Raw genomic sequence first — 16,722 nt, forward strand, 5'->3', positions numbered from 1 at the left:
CGGCAAAGGAGTCCCCCCCATGCGCGACATCTCACGACGTCAGGCGATCATCGGACTGGGCGCGTTCACGCTCGTGCTCGCCGGCTGCGGCGAGGACGGCACGGCCCCGAAGGCCGCCGACACGTCCGCGAACAGGGCGGGCGCGATGGCGAACTACGGCGTCGGCCAGCAGTTCAAGGCCACCGAGCCGATCTCCTTCGACGTGCTCTACAACAACCACTCGTTCTACCCCAACAAGAACGACTGGCTGTTCTGGGAAGAGCTCACCAAGCGGACGAACGTGACGCTCAAGCCCGTCGAGGTGCCGCTCAGCGACTACGAGCAGAAGCGCGGCCTGCTCGTGGGCTCCGGCCAGGCCCCGCTCATCATCCCGAAGACCTACCCCGGGCAGGAGGACACCTTCGTCTCCTCCGGCGCCATCCTGCCGGTCAGCGACTACCTCGACCTGATGCCGCACTTCAAGGACAAGGTCGCCAGGTGGCGGATGGAACCGGAGCTGAACACGCGCAGGCAGGCCGACGGCCGCTTCTACCTGCTGCCCGGCATGCACGAGAGCGTCTGGGTGGACTACACGCTGGCCGTCAGGACCGACATCCTGGAGAAGCTCGGCCTGGAGGTCCCGGCCACCTGGGACGACCTCTACACGGTGCTGAAGGCGATGAAGGAGGAGTACCCCGACCAGTACCCGATGACCGACCGGTGGGGCGACCCCACCCCGGGCGGCAACCTGTTCAAGCTCGTCGCCCAGGCGTACGGCACCAGGGGCGGCTGGGAGTACCTGCACGCGACCTGGGACCCCACGGCCGGCAAGTTCGCCTTCACCGGCGCCATGCCGCAGTACAAGCAGATGATCGAGTACCTGCACAAGCTGGTGCAGGAGAAGCTGATCGACCCGGAGAGCTTCACCCAGCAGGACGAGCAGGCCAAGCAGAAGTTCACCTCCGGCAAGTCCTTCGTCATCAGCACCAACGCGCAGAGCCTGATCAACGACTACCGGGGGCCCCTGGAGAAGACGGTCGAAGGGGCCAAGGTCGCCAAGATCCCGGTGCCCATGGGCCCGGTCGGCGACTACAAGATCGGCACCCGGCTGGAGAACGGCATCATGATCTCCAGCAAGGCCAAGGACAACCCGAACTTCGTGGCCATGATGCAGTTCATCGACTGGCTGTGGTACTCCGACCAGGGCCAGGAGTTCGCCAAGTGGGGCGTCGAGGGCACCACGTACACCAAGGACTCCGCCGGCGCCTACAAGCTCGCCGACGACATCGACATGGTCGGCCTCAACCCGGGCGCCTCCAAGCACCTGCAGAAGGACTTCGGCTTCGGCAACGGCGTGTTCGCCTACGGCGGCACCACCAAGCTGCTGCAGTCCACCTTCTCCGAGGAGGAGCTGGAGTTCCAGAACGTGATGAACGCCAGGAAGCAGTGGCCGGTGGACCCGCCGCACCCGTTCACCGACGAGGAGCGCGAGCGGTCGACCCTCTGGGAGACGCCGCTGAAGGACCACGTCACCCAGAACACGCTCAAGTTCATCCTCGGCGAGCGCGACCTGGCCGAGTGGGACGCCTACGTCAAGGAACTCGAAGCCAAGAACATGACCACCTACATCGACCTGGTCAACGCCGCCGCGGACCGGTTCAAGAAGGAGCACGGCTGAGCCGATGGGCGAGGTGACCGCCGGGCGGCGGTTCGGCGAGGGTCCGCTCTCGCGCGCCGCCGCCCTGATCTACACGATGCTGGTCGTCGAGCTGCTGCTGCTGGCCGCCACCGCGCCGGGCCTGGCCGGGCTGGTCCTGCTCGACCGCGACGTGAGCAACCTGCCGCTGTACGCGCTCTGCGCGCTGCCGGCCGGCCCGGCGCTGTCGGCCGCGCTGTACGCGCTGCGCCACCGCGGCGCCGGCCTGGCGGACCTGTCACCGGCGGCCGCGTTCCTGCGCGGTTACCGGGCCAACGCCGCCGACGTGCTGAAGGTCTGGGCGCCGTGGCTGGCCGGCATGACGGTGGTCGGCGTCAACCTGGCGCACTTCGCCGCCGCCGGGGTGCCGGGGTGGTGGGCGGCCCTGCTGGTCGCCGTCGCGGTGGCGGCCGTGCTGTGGGCCGCCAACGCGCTGGTGATCGCGTCGCTGTTCCGGTTCAGGGCCGTGGACGTCGCCCGGCTGGCCTCGTACTTCCTGGCCCGGTGCCCGGGTGCCACGCTGGGCAACGCGTGCCTGCTGGTCGTGGCGGGCGGGCTCACCCTGGTGGCCACCGAGCTGGCGCCGCTTGCGCTGGCGTCCGCGTTCGCGGCGGGGCTGCTGCGCAACAGCCGGCCGATGATCGCCGAGATCCGCGAGCGCTTCGTGTCCGGTCAGTGAATGCGGCGGCCGTGCGCGTCGGGCACGCCCGACTTGCGGAAGAAGTACGTGTTGATCTGATCGCGCCACTCCCGGGCGGAACGGAGCTGCTCGTCCAGCAGCTCGCGCACCCGGGCGTGCAGCGCCGGGTCCACCAGCCCGGCCAGCCCGTCCCAGGCGGGCCGCAGCTCCGCGACCTCCTCGGCGCCGGCGAAGTGGGTGTCGTAGATGTGCTGGATGACCGTCTTCCCGCTGTGCAGCACGTGACCGTACGGGACGTGATGGAAGAAGAGCAGCAGCTCGTCCGGGCACCGCTCCGCCGACTCGTACACCTCCGACCACGGCTCCGGGTACTGGCCGGTGCAGCCGGTGCCGGTGGCGCGCGTCCGGTCCACGCCGACCCCGTCGCGGTCGGCGAAGTGGTACGTGCCCCACGGCGTGTACTCGTAGCCGTCCACGTCGGGGCCGTAGTGGTGACCGGGCCGGACCATGAAGCCGACGCCGAGCGGCGCCGTGTAGCGCTCGTACGTCTCCCACGAACCGTCCATGATCGCGTGCAGCGGCTCCCGCAGGCGGTCGGCCGTGTCCGGGAAGGTCAGGCCGATCCACTCGTCGAGGATCTCCGCAGGGCCGAGCCCCGGGTCCCAGGCCAGCCGCCCGAACGCGTACAGGTTGGCCTGCGCGAGCGGATGCCCGGTCCAGTACGGGTCGTCGCCGGCGTTCGAGACCGCCACCAGTTCGCCGGCGACGCCGGCCACCGTCCGGCCGCCGGGGCCCCACGGCTCGAAGCCGAGCACCTCGCGCCACATCGGCGCCAGGTAGCAGACGTGCCGCTGCTGGCCGGTGTACTCCTGCGTCACCTGCAGCTCCACCGCCAGCCGGGTGCGCGGCATCGCGGCGATCACCGGCGAGACCGGCTCGCGCACCTGGAAGTCGATCGGCCCGTGCTTGACCTGGAGGATCGCGTTCCCGGCGAACTCCCCGTCGAGCGGCGCGAAGTGGTCGTAAGCGGCCCGCGCCCGGTCGGTGGCACGGTCGCGCCAGTCCTGCCGGTGGTCGTAGACGAAGGCCCGCCAGTGCACCACCCCGCCGTACGGGGCGAGCGCGCCGGCCAGCAGGTTGGCCCCGTCGGCGTGGCTGCGCCCATAGGCGAACGGCCCCGGCTGCCCCTCGGAGTCTGCCTTGACCAGGTAACCGCCGAAATCCGGGATCGCCTCGTACACCCGCGCGGTCGCCCGCGCCCACCAGGCCCGCACGTCCTCGTCCAGCGGGTCGGCGGTGGACAGCCCGCCGAGGACGACGGGCGCGGCGAAGGTGACCGACAGATGGACCTTGATCCCGTACGGGCGCAGCGCGCCGGCGAGGGCGGCCACGTCGCCGAGCCGGTCGGTGAGCAGCCGCGCCTCGGTGGCGTGCACGTTGACGTTGTTCACCGCGACCGCGTTGACGCCGGCGGCGGCCAGCAGCCGCCCGTAGGCGCGCACCCGGTCCAGGTCGCCGCGCGGGCCGCCGTCCGCCCAGAAGATCGAACCGCCCGCGTACCCGCGCTCGACCTGCCCCATCACGGGATGCACGTCCACGTTGTCCCAGTGGTCGAGCATCCGCCGCCGCATCGCGGGCCGATGACGCTCGGCCGGGAAGTCCGCGCCGAACGCCCGCTCACCCAGCCGGACGACATGGAACAGCCCGTACAGCAGCCCCGCCCCCTCGCCGGCCACCACGGTCACCCCACCCCGCCGCCCGACCAGGAACGCCTCGTCCGGCATGCCGGTTTCCCCGGCCTCTTCGCCGTAAAGGACCGCGCGCGCGGGGGCCGGGAGGCGCTCGGACGTGGCCAGCACGAGGTCGGCCTCCCCGCCGTCGCACAGGCTCCCGCCGAACCGGGCGCAGGCCCGCGCGACCTCGTCGCGGACCGTGCCGGCGAGCGGCCCGTCCCCGCGTACGAGGACCCGCCGGGATCCGATCGCCCGGAACGCCTCGGGAGGCAACCAGGCCGGATGGACGTCCGTCATGAGAAGAATCTATCGAGAAAACATGACAGTGGATGTCCTCTTTTCCGGGAAACCTGGTCGCATGATTGCTTTGGTGGCGGGCGCGACCCGCGGAACAGGACGTGGCATCGCCGTCGAACTCGGCGCCGCCGGCGCGACAGTCTACTGCACCGGCAGGACGACCCGGGAGCGGCGCTCGGAGATGGACCGGCCCGAGACGATCGAGGAGACGGCGGAACTGGTGACGAAGGCCGGCGGCACCGGCATCCCCGTGCGGGTGGACCATCTTGATCCGGCCCAGGTCAAGGCCCTGGTCGAGCGGATCGACCGCGAGCAGGGCCGGCTCGACGTGCTGGTGAACGACGTCTGGGGCGGCGACAAGCTCTGGAGCTGGAACACCCCGGTCTGGGAGCAGGACCTGGAGAAAGGTCTGAGGATGCTCAGCCTGGGCGTGCACACCCACCTCATCACCAGCCACCACGCGCTGCCGCTGCTGATCAGGAACAGGGGCGGCCTGGTCGTCGAGGTCACCGACGGCACGTGGGACTTCAACGCCCCCCGCTACCGGGAGAACCTCTACTACGACCTGGTCAAGATGTCGGTGAACCGGCTCGCCTTCAGCCAGGCGCACGAGCTGCGCCCGCACGGCGGCACGGCGGTGGCGCTCACGCCGGGGTTCCTGCGCTCGGAGGCGATGCTGGAGAACTTCGGCGTCACCGAGGAGAACTGGCGCGACGGGGCCGAGCGGGAGCCGTCGTTCGCGGTCTCGGAGACCCCGGCGTACGCGGGCCGCGCCGTCGCCGCCCTGGCCACCGACCCCGACCGGGCGCGCTGGTCCGGCAAGTCCGTCGACAGCGGCACGCTGGCCAAGGAGTACGGCTTCACCGACGTGGACGGCAGCCGCCCCGACGTGTGGCGGTTCATCGCCGACACCGACGGCGGCAAGCAGCCGAACCCGGACGACTACCGCTAGTCACCGGCCCCAAGCGGAAGACCCAGCGCAACCACCCCTGTAAGGCCCCCGCTACCGGTGAAGCGCCACCATGTGGACGGCGGTGCCGGCTATCGGTAGAGCGCCGCCATGCGGATGGCGGCCCGCGTGACCATCTCCCGCAGCTCCGCCGGCTCCAGCACCTCCGCCTCCGGCCCGAAACGCAGCACCTGCGAGTACGCGATCTCGATCGACTCCACGCCGAGCCGCACCGTACCGTCGGGCTGAAGTGAGGCCACCGCGTCCGGCAGCGCCGCCGGGTCGGCGACGTGCCGCAGCATCCGCAGCCCGGCCTCGGTGAGCCGCAGCGTGATCGAGGTCCGCAGCAGCGAGTGGCCGAACGCGGCCGACTGCTCGGTCCAGAACGCGGCCAGGTCGAAGCCCGGATCCCGGACGAACACGTCGTCGCGCACGGCGATCTCACCGAACCGGTCCACCCGGAACAACAGGAACCGCGCCTGCCCCGCCGACTGCCCCTGCGGCTGTGCCGATGACGGCCCCGGCCCAGGTGACGGTCCCGGTTTCGGTGATGGTGGGGACGGGGATCGGGCCGCGAGGTACCAGGCGCCCGCCTTGAGCACCAGCCCGTACGGCTCCAGGGTGCGCGTGCGTCCCTTGTATCCGGCGGTCACCCGCCGGTCGCCCCACACCGCCCTGGCCAGCGGGGCGAGCTGCGGCGGCGGTGGGGAGTCGTGCGCGAACCAGCCGGGCGCGTCCAGGTGGAAGCGCTGCGCGGCCGTCGCGGGGGCGTCGCGCAGCCCGGGGGAGAGCGCGGCGGCGGCCTTCAGCCGGGCCGTCGCCGCCACCTCCTGCAACCCCATCTCGCGCAGCGCGCCCGGGACGCCGGACAGGAACAGCGCCTCGGCCTCCGCCCGGTCCAGCCCGGTCAGCCGGGTCCGGTATCCCTCCAGCAGCCGGTAGCCGCCGCCGCGCCCCCGGTCGGCGTAGACCGGGATGCCGGCCGAGGACAGCGCCAGCACGTCGCGGTGGACGGTGCGCTCCGACACCTCCAGCTCGCGGGCCAGCTCCGCCGCCGTCATGCCGCCGCGGCCCTGCAGCAGCAGCACGAGCGACATCAGCCGGGCGGCGCGCACAGCGGCATGATCACGGCGGACGGGTGATCGGGGGAGTGGAAGACCTCGACGTCGCTCGGCACCATCGGCCCGCCGGAATGGGTGAGCGGATCGCCGGTGCCGGGGTTGCGGGCGATCGTCGGATAGGCGCCCGCGGCGACGTGCACGCGGACGCGGTGGCCCCGCCTGAACCGGTGGCCGATCGGCCACAGCTCCACCCGTACCCTGCGCACGTCCCCCAGCGTATCGGCGTCCAGCGGGCCCAGGCGGCGCACGCCCTCGCACACGTTCATCGACCGCCCGTCCGGGTGCACGTCGCACACGCGGACGACCACGTCCGCGTACGGGGTGCTGGAGCGGACGTACAGTTCCGCGCTGACCGGGCCGATCATCTCCAGGTCGGACTCCAGCGGGGGCGAGCTGTAGACGAGCACGTCGCGCCGGGCCTCCAGGCGGCGCTGGTCGCGCGGCCGGGAGTCGGCCAGCAGCACCGGGCCGCCGATCACCGGCGTCGGATGGTCCGGGTGGTAGCGGAACCGGTCCGGCTCCGACTCCAGCGGGCCGTCCGTGCCCAGCCCGAAGCCGTGCTGCAGGTGCCAGCGCCGCCGCCGCAGGCCGGGCACCGGCCAGTCCGGGTACTCGCGCCACTCCTCGGCCCCCGTCACGTACAGCCGCACCGGCTGGTCGCGCAGCCCGGAGACGTCGCCCAGCAGGTGGGCGCGGAACCAGGCGAGCGACTCGGCCATCGACGGGCCGAGGTGGCGGGCGTCGATGTGGTACCAGGGGCCGATCGTCAGGTACGGCCGCCGGCCCGCCGCCCGCAACGCCGCGTAGTCCTTGAGCTGCCACGGCAGGAACACGTCGTACCAGCCGCCGAGCATGGTGACCGCCGCGTCCACCTCGCCGACCTTGGGGGAGTGGTCGCGCCGGGTCCAGTACGGCGCCGGGTCGGCGTGGTGCGCCAGCAGGTCGCGGTAGAAGCGGAGCGGCCGGCCCGCCGACGCCAGGTCCAGCTCGCCCACCGGCCGCCCCGACAGCACGGCCCGCCGCGTCACCCGCGGCGCGGTCAGCCCGGCCGCGCCGCCGAAGCGGCGGCCCATGTGCTCGGTGAGCGTGGTCCAGCTCAGCGCCGACTCCAGCGCGAACGCGCCGCCCACGTACGCGGCGTCCCTGAACTGGGAGGCGGTGATCTGGGTGGCCATCGCCTTCAGGTCAGGGCCCGCGTACGGGGCCACGGCCCACTGGGTGAAACCCAGGTAGGAGGGGCCGAACATGGCGAACGAGCCCCCGTACCAGGGCTGTTCGCGCATCCACGCGATCGTCGCCAGGCCGTCGTCGTGCTCGTGGCCGAGCGGGTCGAGATCGCCGCCGGAGCCGAAGCCGCCCCGGCAGCTCTGCATCACCACCTGGAAGCCGTGCCAGGCGAACCCGCGCCCGTACAGCAGCCCGAACAGGCCGCGGCGGCCGTACGGGGAGCGGATGAGGACGACCGGCGCCCGCTCCGCCCCGGCGGGGACGTAGCGGTCGGCCAGCAGGGTGACGCCGTCGGGCATCCGCACGGGGATGTCACGGTGGACACGTACGCGTCGCATTACCTACCAGTAACATACGTGGCCGCGCAGGCGGTAGCCCGGAGCCCGGCCGATCCGGCCGGACGCACCGGCGTGCGCGGGAGCGACGGGGGGCGCCGCCCCCGCGCGGCCGTTACGGCGCGGTCTTGTCCGGCCGCTCCGAGACGCGGATCGCGTTGACGATCGTCGCCCCGTCCCGGGTCGCGAACCTGACGTTGAGCTGGCCGTCGGTGACCCGCACCGTGTACTGCCTGCTCACCGCCGTGTACGTGCCCGCCTCCAGGGCCAGGTCCAGGGCCGGGATGGCGAGCTGGCCCTCGACCAGCACGTCGAACACCCGCCGCCCCATGGCCATGTTGCGGATCTCGGCGAAGTCCAGCTCGACCGTGTAGACGCCGTTGGGCACGGCGTCGAAGCGGTACTCCAGCATCCGCTCGCGGGCGGTCCTGAACAGCGCCTGGTCCTCGGTGCCCTTGATCGTCTTGTTCGTGCTGCGGGTGGCGGAGGAGGTGGCGACATAGCCGTGCGAGCCCGCGCTGTAGCGCCGGTCCGGCGTCCAGGCGTCACCGGCGGCGTCCGTGGACCCCCGGGTGGCACCCACGTCCACCGCCACCTGGTGCCTCGGCACCACGACGGTCACCGTGATCTCGATCACCGGCTGCCGTCCGCTGGCCGACCTGACCAGGAGCTTCCCGGCCCGGGTCGAGCCCGGCTGCACGCCGTCGCTCGACACCGTCACCCTGAGCGTCGCCTTCTGGCCCGTGGCCAGGGTGCCCGAGGCCGGGGTGACGCCGAGCCAGCCGCCCGCCGGATCCGTGGTGATCGTGTACGGGGTCGGCGAGCCGAGGTTCGTCAGCTCCATCGTCCGCGTCCTGCTCTGGCCCTGCGGCATCACCACGGTCAGCTCGGCGGCCGAGGCGGCCACCCGCCCGGTCACCAGCGCCGTGTCGATCCGCTGCACCGTGGCCGGGGCCACCGTCACGGCCCGGGTGAACGTGCCGTAGTGCTCCTTGGACACCTCCACGTCGTAGTCGCCGGCCAGCACCTGGCCGTAGAAGGAGCCGTCGGCGCCGGTGGTGAACGTCGCCACGTCGCCGATCCGCACCGTCGCGCCGGGCAGCGGGTCGCCGTCGTTGGCGTCGGACACCACGCCCGTCACCAGGCCGTGCCTGCTCGCCGTGATGGTCACGCTCTGGCCGGCGGCCAGGGCGGGCTCCTCGTACAGGTAGAGCAGCGCGTCGTCGCCGGCGGCGTTCTCCACGCCGACGGTGCCGAACGCGCCCCGCTCCCGATCGGTCTCCATGTCCTTGTAGCGGAAGCCGATCGAGCCGTCCTCGCCCAGCAGGGCCGCGAACGACACGCGCAGGTTCTGGTCGGCGTAGAACTTCACGTTGCGCCACTCCACCACGAACCGCCTGTGCGGAGCCGTCCCGACCACGCCCGTGTACACGCCGCTCTCCGCGTCCACGATGAAGTCGTCCCAGAGCGGGTAGACGGCGTTGTTCGGGGTGCCCGTGCTCGGCAGGCGGCTGTTGCTCGGCGTGGTCAGCCGGGCCTCGGCGAAGGTGAGGAACCCGTTGGTGACGACCCAGGCCCGGCTCTGGCCGGTGCCGTAGAACGGGACGGGGAACGGCAGCGTCACCTGGACCGCCTCGTCGTCGCCGGTCAGCGCCAGCTTCTCGGTGCCCGCGACGTACGGCTCGGCGCCCGCGCGGCAGGTGTAGCCGAAGTTGTCACCCCGCAGCGGCAGCTCGACGTCCCTGGTCACGTCGCCGTCGACCGTCACGGACACGGTGGTGCCCGCGGAGCAGCGCGACACCGGGGTGACGACCAGTTCGTACTCGCCGCGCGGCAGCGTCAGCTCGTACCGGCCGGAGGCGTCGGTCACCGCGCTGAGCGGCGTGCCCGAGGCCGTCACCCGGGCGTCCGGCTCCGGCGCGCCCGCGGTGGTGACCGTGCCGGACACCGTGCCCGCCGCGACCGCGGTCATGGTCAGGTCCACGGTGGTGGTCTGGTCGCCGGTGACGGTCGCGGTCGCGGTGCCGCTCTCGTAACCGAACTTCGCCGCCGTCACCTGGTACTCGCCGGGCAGCAGGCGGACGAACGAGAACGCGCCGTCGTCGCCCGTCACCAGCGTGCGGTCGGTCGGGCCATCGATCGTGACCGTCACGCCGGCCACCGGCTGCCCGCCCGCGGTGACCGCGCCGGTCAGCCCGCCGAGGCTGTCCTGAGGCGTGGCCCGCACCGCGGCGTAGGCGTCGAGCCGGCCCTCGCCCCACACGTTGTTGTCGGCGGCCGTGCCGCCGCAGCTGGTGTCGGCGACGTCCACGGCCGTGCTGTCGAGCAGCGGCCGGGTGGCGGCGATGTCGCCGTGCAGCCCCGGCGAGGCCGACCACATGAGCGCGACCGTGGCCGCCACGTGCGGCGAGGCCATCGAGGTGCCGGTGCCGGCCGCGTAGCCGCCCGGCACGGAGGAGCGCACGCTCACGGCCGGGGCGGCGATGTTCGGCTTGATCTCGCCGTTCTCGCCCGCGCCCTTGCTGGAGTTCACGTACAGCGCGTTGTTCACGTCGAACCCGCCGGCGCTGTAGCTGATCTCGTACTGGCCGGGCGAGCCGCTGCTCTGGCAGGACGGGCCCTCGTTGCCGTTGGAGAACGCCGGGAAGATGCCCGCCGCGATCCACGCCTCGACCGTCTCCTTGTACCAGGGGTCGAAGCCGTCGCCGCCCCAGGAGTTGTTGACGATGTCGGGGGCCAGGTCGGGGCGCGGGTTCTCGCCGTTCGCGTCGGTCGGCGCCAGCACCCACTGGCCGGAGGCCAGCAGCGAGGCGTCGGTGCAGGTGTTGACCTCACAGCCCTTGGCCGCGATCCAGCGCGCGCCCGGGGCCATGCCGATGCCGTTCGCGCCGACCATGGTGCCCATCGTGTGGGTGCCGTGGCCGTTGTTGTCGCACGGCACCGCCGTCGGGCAGACCCCCGCGGGGTCGAACCAGTTGTAGTCGTGGGTGACCGTGCCGTCCGGGTTCCTGCCCCGGTACGCGTCCCGCAGGTCGGGGTGGTCGAACTGGACGCCGGTGTCGATGTTGGCCACCACGATGCCCTCGCCGCGGTTGCCCAGCTCCTCCCACACGCGCGGGGCGTTGACCCGGTCGATGTTCCACTCGACCGCGTTCACCCGCGCCTCGGCCTTGGCCGGCTCCGGCTTGGGCAGCGTCAGCGTGCGGACCGGCTCGATCCGCTCCACCTCGGGCAGCCCGGCGATCTCCGCCGCGAGCTTCGACCCGGCCGTCACCTTGACGGCGTTGACGATCCAGAACGGGGTGTACTCGGCGCGGTGCTGGTCCAGCAGCTTGCGCAGACCGGCCTGCGAGGCGTCGGCCTTCTCGGTCTTGGCCTCGTAGACCCGCTCGGCCTTGTCCTGCTTGCCGGTGGCCCGGCGGGCGCCGCTCAGGTCGGCGTCGTCCTTCATCCGCACCCAGAAGGTGGCCTTGTCCTCGCTGTCCAGCTGAGCCTGGACCGACTTGTTGATTTTGTCCGGAGGGGGCGCCGCTTGGGCCACTCCGTTCGGGACGATCATGGCTAATGCGGCGACGGCTCCTGTCAGGAGCGCGCGCCAGCGGGGGGTGTTGGGCACCGGCTCTCCTTCACACCAGCGGGAAAGAGCTGATCTTTACGGCTCTGTGGAGAAGAGTGAAGAGATCTTGTCGGGATTGCAAGAGAAAATCCTGACAATGCGCCGTATGTAACAAAATGTAATGTGGTCAGTCGAACTGCTGCCACCGATGCCAGGTCGCCGTCCACGGCTGCCGCAGCCCTTGACACAGGAACACCGGCATGTCCTGCTCCTCGTTGTCCAGCCCCAGGCCGTTGTCGACCCTGGCACGCACCTCACAGGAGGAGTACTGCAGGTCGCGCCGCATCCTGCCGACGTTCACGATGATCGCCGGGTCCCCGTCGTCCGGCGGCGGCCCGTACTCCCAGAGCTGGTTGTGGCCGGAGTAGACCCGCGTCAGGCCGCCCTGCACGAGCGAGCCGTGCTCGCCGTAGTTGCCCGTGACCACGACGGCGCGCCGGCGCTCCTCCGGCGGCAGCGAGTCAAGGACCCCGGTGACGGCCGCGTTGAACGCCGGCCAGCCGATCGACTCGCGCGCCACCTCGTTGATCAGGGGCACCGGCGTGCTCGCCAGCATGGTCAGCGGCACCAGCGGCAGTGTGATCACCGCGTTGCCGAGCCCGTTGACCGCCAGCGACAGGCCCGCCGACTTGATCTTCTCCCGCCCCGCCGACTCCGCCGTCACGCAGCCCGCGGCGAACAGCAGCAGGACCAGCCCCGCCGTGTAGTCGAACCGGCCGCCGCTGATCACCGTCACCACCGCGGCCGCCGGATAGGCCACGGCCAGCGCTCGCACCCGCCGGTCACGCCACAGCCGCACGAACCCGAAGCCGGCGATCACCGCCACCACCGGCCCGAACAGCAGCAGCTGCATCGGCGTGAACAGCAGCCGCATCGTGTCGCCGTCGCCCTCGCTCAGCCCCGCCGCCATCTTCAGCTGCGGCCAGTCGTGGGTGAGCTGGTAGACGAAGTTCGGCAGCGCCAGCACGGCCGCGACCAGCGCCCCCGCCCACAGCCACTTGCTCGCCAGCAGCCGCCGCGGCCCCGCGGCCGGCAGCCCGACGGCGAGCCCCAGCACCAGCATCACGATCAGAAGCTTGTTGTACGTGGCGGCGCCGATCACCGCGCCGGCCGCGAGCCACCAGCGTTCGTCGCGCAGCAGCGCCTTCAGCATGAACAGGATGGCCGCCGCCCAGATCGGCAGGTCGAAGCTCGCGGTGAGCAGCGTGTGCCCGGCGATCAGCGTGTAGGCGCCCGTCGCGGTGCCGGCCGCGGTCAGGGTCTGCGCCGCGCCGCCCCCGCCCAGCTCGCGGGCGATCAGCGCCGTCAGCACCACCAGCAGCGCCGCCGCCAGCGCGGGCAGCACCCGCAGCGCGGTCGGGGAGTCGCCGAACAGCGCCATGGACAGCCTGGCGGCCATCGGCGTGAACGGCGGCTGGTCCACGTACCCCCAGTCCGGATAGTCCGCGAGTGCCCGGAAGTACAGTTCGTCGCGGTGGTAGCCGTAGCGGGGGCTCAGTGCCAGCAGCAGCGTCACGAGGACCGCGGAGACGGCGGTGACCGGCCGCCACGCGAGGGGGCTGTCCATGACGATCCAACCTATGCGCCGTAGATCCTTCGTGCCACCTGCGCGTCGCGTTGCGCGATCTTGACAGCCCGGAGTAGCCTTGCCTCATGCGAACTCACGCCGAGCTTCAGTGGTGGCGCCGCTCCTAGGCGGCGCGAAGATTTCGCATACCCTCTGGCAGGCCGCCCCGGTTCGGCGGCCTTTGTCGTGTTCGCCCCGGGGCTCGTTGATCGAAGTGCGCGAAGGGGCAGCAGTGGAGACGAGCGGATATACCACCGCCAAGGGCATCGACGTCGAGCTCGAGGTGCGCGAGGTGTCCGAGGACGCGCTCGAAGAGATCGTGACGGCTCTGGGAGAGCGGCGCGGCGGCGCGTTCTCCTCGGGCATGGACTACCCCGGCCGTTACAGCCGATGGGCCTTCGGCTACGTCGACCCCTGCGTGGAACTGGTCGCCAAGGGCCGCACCATCTCGGCCAGGGCGCTCAACGAGCGCGGCCGGGTCGTGCTGCCCGCCGTCGCCTCCTGCCTGCTCGCCGCGGGCAAGCCGGTCGGCGAGCCCACCGCCGACTTCGTGCAGGTGCACGTCCCGGAGTCGGAGGACCTGCTGCCCGAGGAGATGCGCAGCCGCCGGCCCACCGTCTTCACCGCCATCCGCGAGGTCATCGCGACCTTCAAGGGCGCCGACCCGCACCTCGGGCTCTACGGCGCGTTCGGCTACGACCTCGCCTTCCAGTTCGAGCCGATCAAGCACCGGCTCGACCGCCCCGCCGACCAGCGCGACCTCGTCCTCCACCTGCCCGACCGGCTCGTGGTCATCGACCGCCAGCGCGAGACCTGCTTCGAGCGCCGCTACGAGTTCACCGTCGACGGCCGGAGCACCCGCGGCCTGGAGCGCACCGGCGAGGCCCGCCCGCAGGTCGCCCCCGCCGAGGTGCCGCCCAACCCGCCCAGGGGCCAGTACTCAGAGGTCGTGGCCGCGGCCAAGGAGCGGTTCAAGCGCGGCGACCTGTTCGAGGTGGTGCCCGGCCAGGTCTTCCACGCCACCTGCGCCGACCCGTCCGGCTTCTACCGCGGGCTGCGCAAGAGCAACCCCGCCCCGTACGAGTTCATCATCAGCCTCGGCGAGGGCGAGCACCTCGTCGGCGCCTCGCCCGAGATGTACGTGCGCGTCAGCGGCGACCGGGTCGAGACCTGCCCGATCTCCGGCACCATCGCCCGCGGCGCCGACCCGGTCGGCGACGCCGAGGCCATCCGCACCCTCCTGACCAGCGTCAAGGAGGAGTCGGAGCTGACCATGTGCACCGACGTCGACCGCAACGACAAGTCGCGCATCTGCGTCCCCGGCACCGTCAAGGTCATCGGCCGCCGTCAGATCGAGCTCTACTCGCGGCTCATCCACACCGTCGACCACATCGAGGGCCGGCTGCGCCCCGAGTTCGACGCGCTGGACGCCTTCCTCACCCACATGTGGGCCGTCACCGTCACCGGCGCGCCCAAGACCTGGGCCATGCAGTTCATCGAGGACCACGAGGCCACCACCCGCCGCTGGTACGGCGGCGCCATCGGGTTCATCGGCTTCGACGGCTCCATGAACACCGGCCTCACCCTGCGCACCGCCCAGATCAAGGACGGCCTGGCCACCGTGCGGGCCGGCGCCACCCTGCTGTTCGACTCCGACCCCGAGGCCGAGGAGCGCGAGACCGAGCTGAAGGCCAGCGCCCTGCTCGGCGCGCTCGCCGCGGTCGGCGCGCCCGACACCGTGGCCGAGACCCCGGCCAGGGAGCAGCCGGGGCTGGGCATGAAGGTGCTCCTCGTCGACTACGAGGACTCCTTCGTCAACACGCTCGCCGACTACTTCCGCCAGGAGGGCGCCGACGTGGTGACGCTGCGCCACGGCTTCCCGACGGAGATGCTCGACGAGATCGGCCCCGACCTGGTGGTGCTCTCGCCCGGCCCCGGCTGGCCCGCCGACTTCGGCACGGCCGCGCTCATCGACCAGATCTACGCCCGCGACCTGCCGGTGTTCGGCGTCTGCCTGGGCCTGCAGGCGATGGTCGAGCACGCCGGCGGCACGCTCGAACTGCTCGACTACCCCGAGCACGGCAAGCGCGGGCAGGTCTCCCGGCTCGGCGCCGGCGTGCTGCTCGACGGGCTGCCCGAGGAGTTCACCGCCGCCCGCTACCACTCGCTGCACGCCAAGCGGCCCGGCGTCGTCGGCTTCACCCCGACCGCGGTCACCCCCGACGGCAACGTCATGGCGATCGAGGACCCCGACCGGCGCCGCTTCGGCGTGCAGTTCCACCCGGAGTCGATCCTCACCGCCGAGGACGGCGCCGGGGCCAAGGTGATCAGGAACGTGCTGCGCCTGTGCCGCCGGTGAGTGGGTAAAACGTCCGCGGGCGCGTGCGGGGACCGCCTAGAGTCTCCCGCATGCTCCCCGTAGACCTGCCCGACACGGTGCGTGACGCCCTGCTCGCCCCGCTCGTCGACCACGCCTGCCACGGGGTGCGCCGCGACGAGCTGACCCGCGGGCGGTTCGAGCTGCTGCTCAACGAGGGCGGCAGCCCGGCCCCGCCCGGCACCACCCATTTCGACACCCCGCTCGGCGCGGCCGTGCGACGCTGGTGCGCGCCCGTGCTCGGCCTGGAGCCGCACGCGCCGCCGCCGGTCTACCTGTCCCGCCGCGCCGAGCTGGGCGCGGCGGAGGTCAACCGGCTCCTGCTGCGGGCGTCCGGCGTGTCGGCCTTCCTCGTCGACACCGGCCCCGAGGGCGCCGACCTGCTGACGGCGGCCGAGATGGGGTCCGGCGGCGAGGCCGCCGCCGGCGAGGTCGTCAGGATCGAGCAGATCGAGCAGGACGTCGCCGAGATGGCGGGCGTCGCCGTCGACTACCTCGACAGCCTCGGCGACGAGCTGTCCGCCCGCGCCGCCCGCGCGGTCGCGCTGAAGACCGTGGTGGCCGGTCTGTGCGGCCTCGGCCTCGACTCCGCGAGGCCCAGCCGGGGCGCCGTCCTCGCCGCCGCCAACCGGCGGCTCGCCGACCCCAAGCAGCCGCTCGCCGAGCCCGCGCTGGCCCGCCACCTGCTCTGGTCGGCCGCTGACGTGGCCAGGGAGCGCGGGCTGCCGATGCAGATCCACGCCGGCCTCGGCGCCTGCGACGCCGGGCCGCACCTCGCCGACCCGGCCCTGCTCACCGGCTTCATCCGGGCGCTGCAGCCGGCCGGGGTGCCGGTCGTCCTGCTCACCTGCTATCCGTACCAGCGCCAGGCCGCCTATCTGGCGCACGCCTTCCCGCACGTGTACGTGGACGTCGGGCTCGCCCTGGCCCACACCGGCGCCGGGTCGCCCCGGGTGCTGGCCGAGCTGCTGGAGCTGGCCCCGTTCCACAAGCAGCTGTACGGGTCCGGCTGCCGCGAGCTGGCCGAGACGTGCCACCTGGGGGCGGTCTACTTCCGGCGCGCGCTCGGCGCGGCGCTGAAGGCCCGGCTGGACGCGGGGGAGTGGAGCGCCGCCGACGCCGCCAGGATCGCCCACATGATCGGCGCGGGGAACGCCCGCCGCGTCTACCGCCTGTGAGCCCCGG

10 protein-coding genes are annotated in these 16,722 nt (G+C 72.3%); 5 read left to right on the top strand and 5 right to left on the bottom strand.

Annotated features, from left to right (window positions below; translation table 11 throughout):
* The first annotated feature begins 19 nt into the window (after nt 1-19).
* Together KME79_RS11375 and KME79_RS11380 are read left to right on the top strand one after the other, a co-directional pair.
* The gene (locus KME79_RS11375) at nt 20-1,657 is read left to right on the top strand and encodes an ABC transporter substrate-binding protein (protein ID WP_219544389.1); all 1,638 of its coding nucleotides are present in this window, start codon (nt 20-22) and stop codon (nt 1,655-1,657) included.
* A 4-nt stretch (nt 1,658-1,661) separates the two neighbouring features.
* The gene (locus KME79_RS11380; protein ID WP_219544390.1) at nt 1,662-2,354 is read left to right on the top strand and encodes a hypothetical protein; all 693 of its coding nucleotides are present in this window, start codon (nt 1,662-1,664) and stop codon (nt 2,352-2,354) included.
* Here KME79_RS11380 and KME79_RS11385 read toward each other — a convergent pair.
* A complete protein-coding gene (locus tag KME79_RS11385; protein ID WP_219544391.1) occupies nt 2,348-4,345 on the bottom strand; it encodes an alpha-glucuronidase in 1,998 nt (665 codons plus the stop codon). The genes KME79_RS11380 and KME79_RS11385 overlap by 7 nt on opposite strands.
* A 61-nt stretch (nt 4,346-4,406) precedes the next feature.
* Between KME79_RS11385 and KME79_RS11390 the strand changes: the two genes are divergently transcribed.
* Nucleotides 4,407-5,297 carry an SDR family oxidoreductase gene (locus KME79_RS11390; protein ID WP_219544392.1) on the top strand — a complete coding sequence of 297 codons (891 nt, stop codon included), beginning with the start codon at nt 4,407-4,409 and terminating at the stop codon, nt 5,295-5,297.
* An 89-nt stretch (nt 5,298-5,386) separates the two neighbouring features.
* Here KME79_RS11390 and KME79_RS11395 read toward each other — a convergent pair whose 3' ends face one another.
* From KME79_RS11395 to KME79_RS11410, 4 genes are all read right to left on the bottom strand, one after another.
* Nucleotides 5,387-6,409 (bottom strand): helix-turn-helix transcriptional regulator, encoded by a 1,023-nt coding sequence (locus KME79_RS11395; protein ID WP_219544393.1) that lies wholly within the window; start codon nt 6,407-6,409, stop codon nt 5,387-5,389.
* Nucleotides 6,391-7,980 carry a CocE/NonD family hydrolase gene (locus tag KME79_RS11400; RefSeq protein ID WP_219544394.1) on the bottom strand — a complete coding sequence of 530 codons (1,590 nt, stop codon included), beginning with the start codon at nt 7,978-7,980 and terminating at the stop codon, nt 6,391-6,393. Before KME79_RS11400 ends, KME79_RS11395 begins: the two co-directional genes overlap by 19 nt.
* A 112-nt stretch (nt 7,981-8,092) precedes the next feature.
* Nucleotides 8,093-11,593 carry a S8 family serine peptidase gene (locus KME79_RS11405; RefSeq protein WP_219544395.1) on the bottom strand — a complete coding sequence of 1,167 codons (3,501 nt, stop codon included), beginning with the start codon at nt 11,591-11,593 and terminating at the stop codon, nt 8,093-8,095.
* 127 nt (nt 11,594-11,720) lie between these two features.
* On the bottom strand, nt 11,721-13,160 hold the full coding sequence (locus tag KME79_RS11410) for a glycosyltransferase family 39 protein (protein ID WP_219544396.1): 1,440 nt from the start codon (nt 13,158-13,160) through the stop codon (nt 11,721-11,723).
* A gap of 232 nt (nt 13,161-13,392) precedes the next feature.
* Between KME79_RS11410 and KME79_RS11415 the strand changes: the two genes are divergently transcribed.
* Both KME79_RS11415 and KME79_RS11420 read left to right on the top strand, forming a co-directional pair.
* Nucleotides 13,393-15,519, top strand: coding sequence for an anthranilate synthase component I (locus KME79_RS11415; RefSeq protein ID WP_148031983.1), 2,127 nt, complete (start codon nt 13,393-13,395; stop codon nt 15,517-15,519).
* 50 nt (nt 15,520-15,569) lie between these two features.
* Nucleotides 15,570-16,715, top strand: a complete 1,146-nt coding sequence (locus KME79_RS11420; RefSeq protein WP_219544397.1) for an amidohydrolase family protein — start codon at nt 15,570-15,572, stop codon at nt 16,713-16,715.
* Nucleotides 16,716-16,722: the final 7 nt, after the last annotated feature.

It is taken from the genome of Nonomuraea harbinensis (assembly GCF_019396385.1).
In the GTDB taxonomy this organism is placed as follows: Bacteria; Actinomycetota; Actinomycetes; order Streptosporangiales; family Streptosporangiaceae; genus Nonomuraea; species Nonomuraea ferruginea.